This window comes from Paraburkholderia sp. Ac-20342 (assembly GCF_017104985.1).
Lineage (GTDB): Bacteria > Pseudomonadota > Gammaproteobacteria > Burkholderiales > Burkholderiaceae > Paraburkholderia.
Genome location: NZ_JAAGPQ010000018.1, coordinates 1 through 12363, shown reverse-complemented (window position 1 = coordinate 12363; position 12363 = coordinate 1). Strand labels below are relative to the sequence as shown.

Below are 12363 nucleotides of genomic sequence, written 5' to 3'. Positions count from 1 at the left end.
CGTATTGGCAGTTTTCCCAGCCGCCGCGATCCCTCGTGGCGGTTTTCATTGTTTGCGCCGGACTGTTTTCCGGTAGCACAGGAGTCACTCCATGACCATTGGTCATCCATCGTTGCAACAAGCGGCTCACGAGCACCCGGAGAATGGCCTCAAATTCGAACTGCTCGGCACCGACGGCCTCGCGCGCCGCGGCCGCGTCACGCTCAATCACGGCGTGGTCGAGACGCCGATCTTCATGCCGGTCGGCACCTACGGCACCGTCAAGGCGGTCCAGCCGCGCGAGCTCGAGGAAATGCACGCGCAGATCATCCTCGGCAACACGTTTCACCTGTGGCTGCGCCCGGGGCTCGAAACGATCGGAGCGCACGGCGGCCTGCACGGCTTCATGGGCTGGAACAAGCCGATCCTGACCGACTCGGGCGGCTTCCAGGTGTTCTCGCTCGGCGATCTGCGCAAGATCACCGAGGATGGCGTCACGTTCGCCTCGCCGATCAACGGCGACCGGCTGTTCCTGTCGCCGGAAGTGTCGATGCAGATCCAGAAGGTGCTGAATTCGGACATCGTCATGCAGTTCGACGAGTGCACGCCGTACGCGACCAACAACATCCCGACCTCGCACAAGGAAGCGGCCGACTCGATGCGCATGTCGATGCGCTGGGCGCAGCGCTCGATCGACGAATTCCAGCGCCTCGGCAATCCGAATGCATTGTTCGGCATCGTGCAGGGCGGCATGTTCGAGGACCTGCGCGACGAATCGCTCGCCGGTCTCGCGGAGAAGAACTTCCACGGCCTCGCGATCGGCGGGCTGTCGGTCGGCGAGCCGAAGGAAGACATGATGCGGGTTCTGAACCACATCGGCCCGAAGCTGCCGGCCAACAAGCCGCACTACCTGATGGGCGTCGGCACGCCGGAAGACCTCGTGGCGGGCGTCGCGGCCGGCGTCGACATGTTCGACTGCGTGATGCCGACGCGCAACGCGCGCAACGGCTGGCTCTTCACGCGCTTCGGCGACATCAAGATCCGCAACGCGACGCACAAGAACTCGCTGCGCCCGCTCGACGAGCAATGCGGCTGCTACACCTGCCGCAACTTCACGCGCGGCTATCTGCATCACCTGCACCGGGTCGGAGAAATCCTCGGCGCGCAGCTGAACACGATTCACAACCTGCACTACTACCTCGAACTGATGCAGGAAATGCGCGACGCGATCGACGCAAAAATGTTCGACACATTCCGCAAGCGTTTTCACGAGGACCGCGCGCGCGGCGTCGAGCCGTCGTCATGATCGTGCGGCACACTGATTCCGCTGAGGAATCCACCCGGCCACCCACGGCCGCGCGCATAAACTTACAATTCACTTTCGCCGGCCGCGCGCCGAGGCCCGCCACGCGGGCCGCAGGCGCGGCTTTAAACGGTTGATCGCAAAGCCGATTCGCCGTGCCGGCGCGTGTGCGGCCGGTGGTAGAATAATCGGCTGATTTTTTGTTCGTTTGACTGATAACGGAGAGACCAACGTGTCGTTCATTTCCAATGCCTATGCTCAAGGCGCTGCAGCAGGTGGCATCGAATCGAACCTGATGAGCTTCCTGCCGCTGATCCTGATGTTCGGCGTGCTGTACTTCATCATGATTCGCCCGCAAATGAAGCGTCAGAAGGAACATCGCAACATGCTCGCGGCGATGGCCAAGGGCGATGAAGTCGTGACGAACGGCGGCATCGTCGGCAAGGTGACGAAGGTGGGCGAAGCCTACGTCGGCATCGAAGTCTCGGAAGGCACGGAAATCACCGTGCAAAAGGCGTCGGTCACGACGATTCTCCCGAAGGGCACGATCAAGTCGCTGTAAGGCCTGCTCTCCCCGCGTCCGGCGCGGCCTCGCCGGCGGTTCATGCCCTCCCCGCGCTGAACCGCCCGCGCTCATCGCCGGACGCATCGCATCCAAGCCAACCTTCCCGTTGGACCACTCATGAATCGCTACCCCCTCTGGAAATACGCCGTGATGCTGGTGGCTCTGGTCATCGGCCTCGTGTACACGCTGCCCAACCTGTACGGCGAAGCGCCGGCCGTGCAGGTGTCGAGCGGCAAGGCGACGGTCAGGCTCGACGCCACGACGCTCGCGTCGGTCGAAGCCGCGCTCGCCGGCAATCAGATCAAGCCGACCGCGGTCACGTTCGACAACTCGCAGAACAACGCGAACATCCGCGTGCGCCTCACGGACACCGACACGCAGCTGCGCGTGAAGGACCTGTTGCAGAAGTCGCTCAATAGCGACCCGAACGATCCGCAGTACATTGTCGCGCTGAACCTGCAAAGCGCCTCGCCGAACTGGCTGACCGCGCTGCGCGCGCTGCCGATGTACCTCGGTCTCGACCTGCGCGGCGGCGTGCACTTCCTGCTGCAGGTCGACATGGCCGGCGCACTGAACAAGAAGCTCGATTCGGACGCCTCGGACGTGCGCACGCTGCTGCGCGACAACAACGTCCGCGACGGCGGCGTGAATCGCGTAAACCAGTCGGTGGTGGTGAATCTGGCCGACCAGGCCACGGCGGATGCGGCGCTCAAGCTGCTCAGCCGCAGCGTCAGCGAACTCCAGTGGGCCTCGCAGCCGAACACCGGCGCGGACGGCGGCGTGCAGCTGGTCGGCACGTTCACGCCGGCCGTGCAGCGCGCGGTGCAGGACGCCGCGCTCAAGCAGAACATCACGACGCTGCATAACCGCGTGAACGAACTCGGCGTAGCCGAGCCGGTGATCCAGCAGCAGGGCACGGACCGCATCGTGGTCGAACTGCCGGGCGTGCAGGACACCGCGAAGGCGAAGGACATCATCGGCCGCACGGCGACGCTCGAAGCGCGTCTCGCCGACCCGGTCAACACGCATCCGAACCCGAACGACCCGGTACCGCCGGGCGACGAACTGTTCACGCAAGGCAACCAGGTGCCGGTGCTGCTGCGCAAGCAGGTGATCTTCACCGGCGACCGCATCATCGACGCGTCGGCGGGCTTCGACGAGCATCAGCGTCCGTCGGTCAACATCCGTCTCGACTCGGCCGGCGGCCGCGCGGTGCGCAGCGTGTCGCGCGACAACATCGGCAAGCCGATGGCGATGGTGCTGTTCGAGCGCGGCAAGGGCGAGGTGCTGACGGTCGCGACCATCCAGTCCGAACTCGGCGACCGCTTCCAGATCACCGGCCAGCCGACCCCGCAAGCGGCCACCGACCTCGCGCTGCTCCTGCGCGCCGGTTCGCTCGCCGCGCCGATGGAAATCATCGAGGAACGCACGATCGGCCCGAGCCTCGGCGCCGACAACATCAAGAAGGGCTTCCACTCGGTGGTGTGGGGCTTCGCGGCGATCGCCGTGTTCATGATCGCGTACTACATGCTGTTCGGCGTGATCTCGATGATCGGCCTCTCGGTGAACCTGCTGCTGCTGGTCGCGGTGCTGTCGATGCTGCAGGCCACGCTCACGCTGCCGGGTATCGCCGCTATCGCGCTCGCGCTCGGTATGGCGATCGACGCGAACGTGCTGATCAACGAGCGCGTGCGCGAAGAACTGCGCCACGGCGCGCCGCCGCAACTGGCGATCCAGAACGGCTACGAGCACGCATGGGCGACGATTCTCGACTCGAACGTGACCACGCTGATCGCCGGCCTCGCGCTGCTCGCATTCGGCTCGGGTCCGGTGCGCGGCTTCGCGATGGTTCACTGTATCGGCATTCTGACGTCGATGTTCTCGGCCGTGTTCTTCTCGCGCGGCGTGGTCAACTTCTGGTACGGCGGCAAGAAGAAGCTGAAGTCGCTGTCGATCGGCCAGGTGTGGCGTCCGCAAACGGCGGGAGCAGGCGCCGCCTACGCCGGCAATAGCCTCGGCAGCGACGACGACGCGACCGACACCGCGCAGGCCATCGCCGCCACGAAGGCCGCCGCCAAGGCCAATCCGAAGGCGGGCGCAAAGGCCGCGGCCGGCGCGCAAGGCCGCGCGAAGCCGACCGTGCGCCGACGCAATGCGCCAGGCACGCCGGCGTCGAGCGCCTCGACGCCGGAGAAACCGGGTTCATCCCGCTGAGTCCCGGAGAACAAGACCATGGAATTTTTCCGTTTCCGCAAAGACATTCCGTTCATGCAGCGCGCGTTGGTCTTCAACGCGATCTCGCTGATCACCTTCCTCGCCGCGGTGTTCTTCCTCGTGCATCGCGGGCTGCATCTGTCGGTGGAATTCACCGGCGGTACCGTGATCGAAGTGCAGTATCCGGGCGCGGTGCCGCTCGACCCGGTGCGTAACACGCTCGGCAAGCTCGGCTATGCCGACGCGCAGGTGCAGAACTTCGGCTCCTCGCGCGACGTGCTGATCCGCCTGCCGCTCAAAACGGGCTACACGTCCGCGCAACAGAGCGAACAGGTGATGGGCGCGCTGAAGGCCGATACGCCCGAGGTGCAGTTGCAGCGCGTCGAATTCGTCGGCCCGCAGGTCGGCAAGGAACTCGCCACCGACGGTCTGCTCGCGCTCGCGTGCGTGGTGGTCGGCATCGTGATCTACCTGTCGTTCCGCTTCGAATGGAAGTACGCGGTGGCCGGCGTGATCGCCAACCTGCACGACGTCGTGATCATTCTCGGCTTCTTCGCGTTCTTCCAGTGGGAGTTCTCGCTGTCGGTGCTGGCTGCGGTGCTCGCGGTGCTTGGCTACTCGGTCAACGAATCGGTCGTTATTTTCGACCGGATTCGCGAGACCTTCCGCCGCGAACGCAAGATGAGCGTGATCGAAGTGATCAACCACGCGATCACGAGCACGATGTCGCGAACCATCATCACGCACGGCTGTACGCAGATGATGGTGCTGTCGATGTTCCTGTTCGGCGGCCCGACGCTGCACTACTTCGCGCTCGCGCTGACGGTCGGTATTCTGTTCGGTATCTACTCGTCGGTGTTCGTCGCCGCGGCGCTCGCGATGTGGTTCGGCGTCAAGCGCGAAGACTTGCTGAAGGAAAAGAAGGACCGCGTCGATCCGAACGATCCGAACGCGGGCGCGCAAGTCTGATGCGGATTCGCGCATAGCTCACGGATTGCGCGAGCCGAAAGAGTCAAAAGGCCGGTTCATTGCAAACCGGCCTTTTACGTTTACTCCGCCTTGCAACCATGCCGCACACGCGTGAAACGATAGCGCTTAATCAGAGGCTGGGAAGACATACACCCAATGATGACTCGCGCAGAAAATAATCCCTCATACCCAAATCTCGATATCCTCTTTGGCGGATACCTGAATCAGGATTATCACTACCACGCAGACTCGATTGAGGAAATTGTTAGCATTTATAAAAATGGAATTACGCCTGAAATGCGCCAGTCTGCTATCGATGAAATTAACAGACTGGCGGCAAGCTGCGGCGAAAACCTGGACAGTGCCTTTTATGAAAAGTACGGACAGGATTTCAATCCGAAGCTATGGGGCCACACGACGGCATCGTTTCTCGACGAACTGAAGCGCCTTCTAAGCGAGTAGCGACCCGCCGGGCGGCTTCGTGCCGCCGGGCACATGACGGAAAAAGTGCACTGAACCCGCATCAGGCTGCAATCCAGCTACCGGAACCCCAACCTGCGCCGCGCCCCAATCAACGCCGCGATGCTCACCAGCGCGGCAAACATCACGTAATAGCTCGGCGCGGCTTTCGAACCGGTCGCGCCGATCAGCCACGCGATGATGAACGGCCCGAAGCCGCCGAAGACCGTCACCGCGATGTTATACGCGAGCGACATGCCGGTCGTGCGCGTCTGCACCGGAAAGATTTCCGACAGCAAACCCGGCGTCGCGCCGAAGTAGCCGCTCACGAGAATACCGAACACGATCTGCCACACGATCAGCGTGCCGAAGCTCGGATGCGCGATCAGATACAGAAACGCCGGATAGACCAGCACGAGCAGCAGGCCGGCCGCGCTCAGCATGATGCGCGTGCGTCCATGCAGGTCCGACAGATGCCCGGCCACGGGCGAGAGCACCATCTGGATCAGCCCCGTCACCGCAATCGCCGAAAACGCGACCGACGGCGCGAGCCCCAACTGCTTCACGCCATAGGTCGGCATGAACAGCACCAGGTACGAGGACACGGTCCCGAGCACGACCACGCCCATCGCGATCACGAGCCGCAGTTTCTGCGTCGCGAACGTATCGCGCAGCGGCGTCTGCGTCGTTTCGGCGGCGAGGAATTCGGGCGTCTCGTCGAGCTTCGTGCGGATATAGAGCGCGACCGGGCCGATCAGCAGACCGAAGACGAACGGCACGCGCCAGCCCCACGACGTCATCTGCTGCGGCGAGAGGCTGCCGGTCAGCAGCGCGCCGAAGCCGGCGGCGAGCAGCGTCGTGAGCCCCTGGCTCGCCATCTGCCAGCTTGCGTAGAAGCCGCGCCGGTCCGGCACGTGCTCGGCGAGAAACGCGGTCGCGCTGCCGAACTCGCCGCCCGCCGAGAAGCCCTGCATCAAGCGCGCGACCACGAGGATCAGCGGCGCGGCGAGGCCGATGCTCTGATAGGTCGGCAGGACCGCGATGATGAGCGTGCCGGTCATCATCAGCGCGATGGACAGCGTGAGCGCCGCCTTGCGCCCCGCGCGGTCCGAGTACGCGCCGATCACGATCGCGCCGAGCGGCCGCATGAAGAACGACACGCCGAACGTGCCGAGCGTGAGCAGCAGCGAGACCGTCTCGTTGCCGGCCGGAAAAAACAGCTTCGAGATGATGACGGCGAAAAAGCCGTACACGACCAGATCGAACCATTCGAGCGCGTTGCCGATCGAGGCCGCCGCCACGGCGCGCCACGAGCTGTGCCGGCTTCCCGCGACGCTTGCTGCTGTCGTTGCATTCATCCCGATCTCCTGTGCCGCGCGCAATATTTATCGGCGAAGGCGCTGTGCCGCGCAGGCCGCACCGGCTACGCGCATCACCGGCATGGCTTCATGCGTTCTATTTAACTGAAAAAATAAAACGAGGCGAGCGGCAAATAGCGGAGGCCGGCCCCATAAGGGCGCGGCATTCGGTAGCAGCGGTAAAAAACCGCTTCGTCGTGCGAGCGATCGAAGCGGTTTTCGTGTTGCGGCGCAGCGCGAAGCGAGACAGTGCGCGGCTCGCTTCGCGGCGACGGTAGTCGCGAAAGCAGCGCGTTTACTGCTGCTTGATGCCTTCGGACTGGATATGCAAACGCGTCTCCATGCCGAAGCCGTACTTCGCGCCGAAGTCCATGCCGAAATCGGCGCGGTTGAATTCGGTACTCGCCTCGACGCCGCAGACTTCGCGCTTGAGCACCGGGTGCGGCATGCACTTGAACGAATCGATCTTCAGATTCACCGGCTTCGTGATGCCGCGAATCGTCAGGTTGCCGATCACCTCGACCGGCTTGTCGCCGTCGAATTTAATCCCGGTGCCCTTGTAGGTCACGCCCGGATATTGGGCGACGTCGAAGAACTCGGCCGCCTTCAGGTGCTCGTCGAGCTTGCCGTTGCCGGTCTGCACCGAAGCGGGATCGACGGTTACGTCCACCGTGCCGGTTTTCGCCGCGCGATCGAGCGTCACCGTGCCGGTGGTCTTCGTGAACTTGCCGCGCCAGATCGACAGGCCGCCGAAGTGATCCGCCTCGAAGCTCGGATACGTGTGAGTCGGATCGAGCATATAGGTATCGGCGGCAAACGCGCCGAGCGAAAGGGAGGATGCCAGCGCACCGACAGCGATCGACATGGACGTTTTCAATTCATGCTCCTGGATGGCGGTAAGAAATCAGGAAGAAGCCGGCCGCGCACTACTTGTGCGCGACAACGAGATGAAACTTGATGAGCACCTCATCGGCGACGACAGAAGTGTCCTTCCACTCGCCGGTGCCGATGTCGAACTGCGAGCGCTTGATCGGCAACGCACCGTCGAAGGTCTGCAGCGCGCCCTGCTGCGCCACTGTGACCGGCACGACCACGGTCTGCGACTTGCCCTTGATGGACAGTTTGCCCGTCACGTTGAACTTGCCGCCGCCGGCCGGCGCGATCGCGCTCGACACGAACGTCGCGCCCGGATACGTCTTCGCGTCGAACCATTCCTTGCCGCGCACCTGCTCGTTGTAGCTCTCGTCGCCGAGGTCGTAGCTGGCGACGTCGATGTTGATCTGCGCGCTGCCGGCCGCGGGCCTGGCCGGATCGAAGCTGACCTCGGCGCTGAACTTGCCGAACTTGCCTTCGACCGGCACGTTCATCTGCTTCGAGGTGGCCGTCACCGAACTCTTCGCGACGTCGACCTGCGCGAGCGCCGCGCCGGCGGCGGTCAGCGAGGCCGCCGCGAACGCGGCGAGCATATAGCGATAAAACGAGACCTTCATGGTTGTCCTTATTTGAGAAAAGGGAGCATGCGCGAAAGCAGCCCGTCGCGATCGAGCCATTGATGCTTGAGTGCGGCCGCGACGTGCAGCGCGACCAGCACGAGCAACGTGTAATTGAGCGCGATGTGCAGGTTCTTCAGCAGGTCCTTGAGATGCGGGTCCGGCGCGATCAGGCGCGGCAGCGGAATCAGCCCGAGATAGACGACCGGCACGTTGGCCGCCGAGCTATACAGATAGCCGGACGCGGGAATCGCGATCATCAGCGCGTACAGCAGCAGGTGCACGAGATGCGCGCCGCCGCGCTGCCAGGCGGGCATGCGGCGCGGCAACGGCGGCGCGGCGTGCGTCGCGCGCCACAGGATGCGCACAATCGCGAGCGCGAACACGGTCACGCCGATCCATTTATGCCAGGAGAAATAACGCAGCTTGGCAGGCGTGAAGCCCGGGATGTCGGTCATCACCCAGCCGAGCGCGAAGCCGCAGACGATCAGGAGCGCGATCAGCCAGTGAAACGCGATGGCGGTCCGCGTGTACGACTCCCGGGTACCGAACGAAGGATTGAGTGGCATGACGGAGCAACGCAGTCGGAGGGAACGCAGTCGGATGGAAGTTAACGGCGCGGCTTGCCCGGCTATTCCCCGCCATTTCGCGTTGCCTGCGGTGGGAGCCCTGCTGCGACACACGCCAAGGCCGCCATGCTACTCCAGGCACGGCAAGCCGGCTGTCGCGGCACGGGGCGGACAGGTCCGAACTTTGCTACGGCGCATAGCGGCGGTGGCGGGGCGCGTTTGGTACTATTGCTCCACCCCGCCGCCCGCTGCGCCCTGCACAACGGGCATGCACAGGGATAAGCCCGGCATAAACAGGCCATAACCAGGCAATAACCCAGGCAACAAGCAGGCACAAGCGGGCACAACGGACCTTGCACGCCGCCTTCCACGTCGTTAGCCCATCTACCGCATGGAACATGACAATCTGATCGCGTGCCATGAATGCGATACGCTGTTCCGCAAGCCACGGCTTGTCGGCCGCACTGCCGCGCGCTGTCCGCGTTGCGGCGCAACGCTCTATCGCGGCGTCTCGCGCAAGCTCGACGCGATCTGCGCGATGACGCTCGCCGCGCTGATCACGTTCCTGATCGCGCAGGGCTTTCCGATCGTCGAACTCGAAACCAACGGCATCACCTCGCAGACCACGCTGTTCGGTGCGCTCGTCGCGCTCTGGGGCGAGGACATGCAGATCGTCGCGGTCATGGTGTTCTGCTCGACGATCCTCTTTCCGCTCACCGAACTCGTCGCGCTGCTCTACGTGCTCGTGCCGCTGCGCGCGGGCTACGTGCCGAGCCACTTCAACCGCGTGCTGCGCGCGATCCAGTTCGTGCGGCCGTGGGGCATGATCGAAGTGTTCATGCTCGGCGTGCTGATTACGATCGTGAAGATGGTGAGCCTCGCGCGCGTGATCCCCGAAGCGGCGCTGTTCGCGTTCGGCGCGCTCACGCTGATGTTCGCCGTGGTCGTCACGTTCGACCCGGCCGTGCTGTGGGACCTCGCCGACGAACTCGGCCGGCGCGGCAAGCGGCCGCTGCCGCCCACTCGACGCGAAGGATGAACCCGCGATGAAATACGTCACCGCGAAACGCGCGGGCTTCATTTCCTGTCATGCGTGCGGACGCGTCGAGCCGCGCGTGCGCTCGCGCGCGCCGCAGCACTGCGGACGCTGCGGCGCGCACCTGCACTCGCGCCATCCCGACAGCCTGACGCGTACCTGGGCACTGCTGATCGCGGCCGCGCTGCTGTATATTCCCGCGAACCTGCTGCCCGTGATGCACACCGCGTCGCTGCTCGGCTCCGAGGACGACACCATCATGAGCGGCGTCGTCTATTTCTGGACCTCGGGCGACTGGCCGCTCGCGGTGATCGTGTTCATCGCGAGCATCATGGTGCCGATGCTCAAGCTCGGCGTGCTCGCGCTGCTGACCGCCACGGCGCAGCGCCGCTCGCGCTGGCGTCCGCAGCAGCGCACGACGCTCTACCGGATGGTCGAGCGCATCGGCCGCTGGTCGATGCTCGACGTGTTCGTCGTCACGCTCACGGTGGCACTCGTGCGCTTCAGGTCGCTGGCCGTGATCACGGCCGGACCGGGCGCGATCGCGTTCGGCTCGGTCGTGATCCTGACCATGATCGCCTCCATGCAATTCGATCCACGGCTCATCTGGGACCCCGTGGAAGGCAGCCCCTCCCAACCTCAGGACCCTCATCATGACTAGCCCGCAAGGACCGACGCCCGCTTCCGACGATGCGCCGCGCCACGATTCGAACGGACCGAAGCTGCCGCCTCATCTGCCCGACCCCGACATCGAGCCGCGCAGCCGCTGGCTGCCCTCGCTCGTCTGGGTGATTCCGCTGATCGCCGCGCTGATCGGCATCGCGCTCGTGGTCAAGTCTGTGACCGAGCGCGGGCCCGTCATCACGATCAGCTTCATCAGTGCCGAAGGGCTCGAGCCCGGCAAGACCAAGGTCAAGTACAAGGACGTCGACGTCGGCTCGGTCAAGACGATCAGGCTCGCGCAGGATCTGTCGCACGTGCTCGTGCAGGTGCAGCTCACCAAGGAAGGCGAACAGTTCGCGGTCAAGGACTCGCGCTTCTGGGTCGTGCGCCCGCGGGTCGGCGCGAGCGGCGTGTCGGGTCTGACCACCCTGCTTTCGGGCGCCTATATCGGCGCCGACGCGGGCCGCTCGACCGAAACGGAAAAGAGCTTCGTCGGCCTCGAAACGCCGCCGCCGATCACCGGCGACCAGAAGGGCCGCCAGTACACGCTGCATGGCGACTCGCTCGGCTCGATCGACATCGGCTCGCCGATCTTCTACCGGCGCGTGCAGGTCGGCCAGGTAGTCGGCTTCTCGCTCGACAAGGACGGCACCGGCGTGACGATGCAGGTGTTCGTGTCCGCGCCGTTCGACCAGTACGTCGGCACCAACACGCGCTGGTGGCATGCGAGCGGTGTCGATCTGCGGCTCGATTCGAGCGGCTTCAAGCTGAACACGCAGTCGCTCGCGACGGTGATCGTCGGCGGCCTGTCGTTCCAGTCGCCGCTCGGCCAGAACATGGGCCCGCAGGCGCCGAACAACCAGACGTTCCGCCTCGGCTCCGACGAAGCGGACGCGATGCGCGAACCGGACGGCATCCCGCTGCGCGTCGTGATGAACTTCAACCAGTCGCTGCGCGGGCTGTCGATCGGCGCGCCGGTCGACTTCCGCGGCATCGTGCTCGGCCAGGTGACCAACATCGGCATCGACTACGACCCGAAGACGCGCAGCTTCACGATGCCGGTCACGATGAACGTGTATCCGGACCGCCTCGGCAAGCGCTTCCGCGAAACCGCGCCGGCCCCGGGCACGCTCGCCGGTCAGAACCTGCTCGCGCAACTGGTCAAGCACGGGCTGCGCGGCCAGCTGCGCACCGGCAACCTGATTACGAGCCAGCTCTACGTGGCGCTCGATATTTTCCCGAAAGCGCCGCCTGCCAGCGTCGACGTGACGAACGATCCGATCGAGCTGCCGACCATTCCGAACACGCTCGACGAATTGCAGCTGCAGGTTGCCGACATCGCGAAGAAGCTCGACAAGGTGCCGTTCGACCAGATCGGCAACAACCTGAACAGCGCGCTGAAGAATGCCGACCAGCTGTTCTCGCGCCTCGACACGGAAGTCGTGCCGCAGGCGCGCGACACGCTCTCGGCCGCGAAGCAGACCTTCAGCTCGGCCGAGGCGACCTTGCAGCAGGACTCGCCGTTGCAGTCCGACGTTCATCAGGCGTTGCAGGAACTGACGCGCACGTTGCAGTCGCTCAATGCGCTGTCGGATTATCTGGAGCGCCATCCCGAATCGCTGTTGCGCGGTAAATCAGGAGATAAACCATGATGTTTGCCCGGTTCCACCGCCCACCTCGCCCACGTCGCCTGCCCCGCCCGCCGCGCGCGCTCATGCGCGGTGTCATGCAGGGCGGCGCGCTCGTCGCGGCGGCCGC

The 12363-nt window shown here is 64.5% G+C and carries 12 protein-coding genes; 8 read left to right on the top strand and 4 right to left on the bottom strand.

What is annotated here, in order from left to right:
- Nucleotides 1-91 precede the first annotated feature (91 nt).
- The 5 genes from tgt to G3N58_RS09880 all read left to right on the top strand — a co-directional run bounded on the left by tgt (nucleotide 92) and on the right by G3N58_RS09880 (nucleotide 5492).
- Nucleotides 92-1285 carry a tRNA guanosine(34) transglycosylase Tgt gene (tgt, locus tag G3N58_RS09900; RefSeq protein ID WP_167284248.1) on the top strand — a complete coding sequence of 398 codons (1194 nt, stop codon included), beginning with the start codon at nucleotides 92-94 and terminating at the stop codon, nucleotides 1283-1285.
- Between the two features lie 229 nt (nucleotides 1286-1514).
- Nucleotides 1515-1844 (top strand): preprotein translocase subunit YajC, encoded by a 330-nt coding sequence (gene yajC / locus G3N58_RS09895; RefSeq protein WP_167035951.1) that lies wholly within the window; start codon nucleotides 1515-1517, stop codon nucleotides 1842-1844.
- Between the two features lie 120 nt (nucleotides 1845-1964).
- Nucleotides 1965-4061, top strand: a complete 2097-nt coding sequence (secD, locus tag G3N58_RS09890; protein WP_167035948.1) for a protein translocase subunit SecD — start codon at nucleotides 1965-1967, stop codon at nucleotides 4059-4061.
- An 18-nt stretch (nucleotides 4062-4079) separates the two neighbouring features.
- Nucleotides 4080-5030, top strand: coding sequence for a protein translocase subunit SecF (gene secF / locus G3N58_RS09885; RefSeq protein WP_167035945.1), 951 nt, complete (start codon nucleotides 4080-4082; stop codon nucleotides 5028-5030).
- Between the two features lie 159 nt (nucleotides 5031-5189).
- Nucleotides 5190-5492: a contact-dependent growth inhibition system immunity protein gene (locus G3N58_RS09880; RefSeq protein WP_167036906.1), complete on the top strand. Its 303-nt coding sequence runs from the start codon at nucleotides 5190-5192 to the stop codon at nucleotides 5490-5492.
- A gap of 77 nt (nucleotides 5493-5569) precedes the next feature.
- Here the strand turns inward: G3N58_RS09880 and G3N58_RS09875 are convergent, their stop codons facing one another.
- From G3N58_RS09875 to G3N58_RS09860, 4 genes are all read right to left on the bottom strand, one after another.
- Nucleotides 5570-6847 carry an MFS transporter gene (locus G3N58_RS09875; protein WP_205990894.1) on the bottom strand — a complete coding sequence of 426 codons (1278 nt, stop codon included), beginning with the start codon at nucleotides 6845-6847 and terminating at the stop codon, nucleotides 5570-5572.
- 295 nt (nucleotides 6848-7142) lie between these two features.
- Complete coding sequence (locus tag G3N58_RS09870) at nucleotides 7143-7712, bottom strand: YceI family protein (protein ID WP_205999062.1); 570 nt, start codon at nucleotides 7710-7712, stop codon at nucleotides 7143-7145.
- Nucleotides 7713-7773: 61 nt separating this feature from the next.
- A complete protein-coding gene (locus G3N58_RS09865; RefSeq protein ID WP_205999061.1) occupies nucleotides 7774-8337 on the bottom strand; it encodes a YceI family protein in 564 nt (187 codons plus the stop codon).
- 8 nt (nucleotides 8338-8345) lie between these two features.
- A complete protein-coding gene (locus G3N58_RS09860; RefSeq protein WP_167035934.1) occupies nucleotides 8346-8906 on the bottom strand; it encodes a cytochrome b in 561 nt (186 codons plus the stop codon).
- 391 nt (nucleotides 8907-9297) lie between these two features.
- On the opposite strand from G3N58_RS09860, the gene G3N58_RS09855 reads away from it, so the two are divergent.
- The 3 genes from G3N58_RS09855 to G3N58_RS09845 are packed head-to-tail and all read left to right on the top strand — an operon-like array spanning nucleotide 9298 to nucleotide 12257.
- Nucleotides 9298-9945: a paraquat-inducible protein A gene (locus G3N58_RS09855; RefSeq protein ID WP_205192436.1), complete on the top strand. Its 648-nt coding sequence runs from the start codon at nucleotides 9298-9300 to the stop codon at nucleotides 9943-9945.
- Between the two features lie 7 nt (nucleotides 9946-9952).
- On the top strand, nucleotides 9953-10603 hold the full coding sequence (locus G3N58_RS09850; protein WP_167035931.1) for a paraquat-inducible protein A: 651 nt from the start codon (nucleotides 9953-9955) through the stop codon (nucleotides 10601-10603).
- The gene (locus G3N58_RS09845; RefSeq protein WP_167035928.1) at nucleotides 10596-12257 is read left to right on the top strand and encodes an MlaD family protein; all 1662 of its coding nucleotides are present in this window, start codon (nucleotides 10596-10598) and stop codon (nucleotides 12255-12257) included. The genes G3N58_RS09850 and G3N58_RS09845 overlap by 8 nt, the downstream gene beginning before the upstream one ends.
- Nucleotides 12258-12363 lie beyond the last annotated feature (106 nt).

What these genes read in the sequence shown, in the direction of transcription:
- G3N58_RS09865 (WP_205999061.1), bottom strand. Translation starts at nt 8,337, where the DNA reads ATGAAGGTCTCGTTTTATCGCTATATGCTCGCCGCGTTCGCGGCGGCC.
- G3N58_RS09870 (WP_205999062.1), bottom strand. Translation starts at nt 7,712, where the DNA reads ATGTCGATCGCTGTCGGTGCGCTGGCATCCTCCCTTTCGCTCGGCGCG.
- G3N58_RS09850 (WP_167035931.1), top strand. Translation starts at nt 9,953, where the DNA reads ATGAAATACGTCACCGCGAAACGCGCGGGCTTCATTTCCTGTCATGCG.
- secF (WP_167035945.1), top strand. Translation starts at nt 4,080, where the DNA reads ATGGAATTTTTCCGTTTCCGCAAAGACATTCCGTTCATGCAGCGCGCG.
- G3N58_RS09860 (WP_167035934.1), bottom strand. Translation starts at nt 8,906, where the DNA reads ATGCCACTCAATCCTTCGTTCGGTACCCGGGAGTCGTACACGCGGACC.
- G3N58_RS09875 (WP_205990894.1), bottom strand. Translation starts at nt 6,847, where the DNA reads ATGAATGCAACGACAGCAGCAAGCGTCGCGGGAAGCCGGCACAGCTCG.
- tgt (WP_167284248.1), top strand. Translation starts at nt 92, where the DNA reads ATGACCATTGGTCATCCATCGTTGCAACAAGCGGCTCACGAGCACCCG.
- secD (WP_167035948.1), top strand. Translation starts at nt 1,965, where the DNA reads ATGAATCGCTACCCCCTCTGGAAATACGCCGTGATGCTGGTGGCTCTG.
- G3N58_RS09845 (WP_167035928.1), top strand. Translation starts at nt 10,596, where the DNA reads ATGACTAGCCCGCAAGGACCGACGCCCGCTTCCGACGATGCGCCGCGC.
- G3N58_RS09855 (WP_205192436.1), top strand. Translation starts at nt 9,298, where the DNA reads ATGGAACATGACAATCTGATCGCGTGCCATGAATGCGATACGCTGTTC.
- G3N58_RS09880 (WP_167036906.1), top strand. Translation starts at nt 5,190, where the DNA reads ATGACTCGCGCAGAAAATAATCCCTCATACCCAAATCTCGATATCCTC.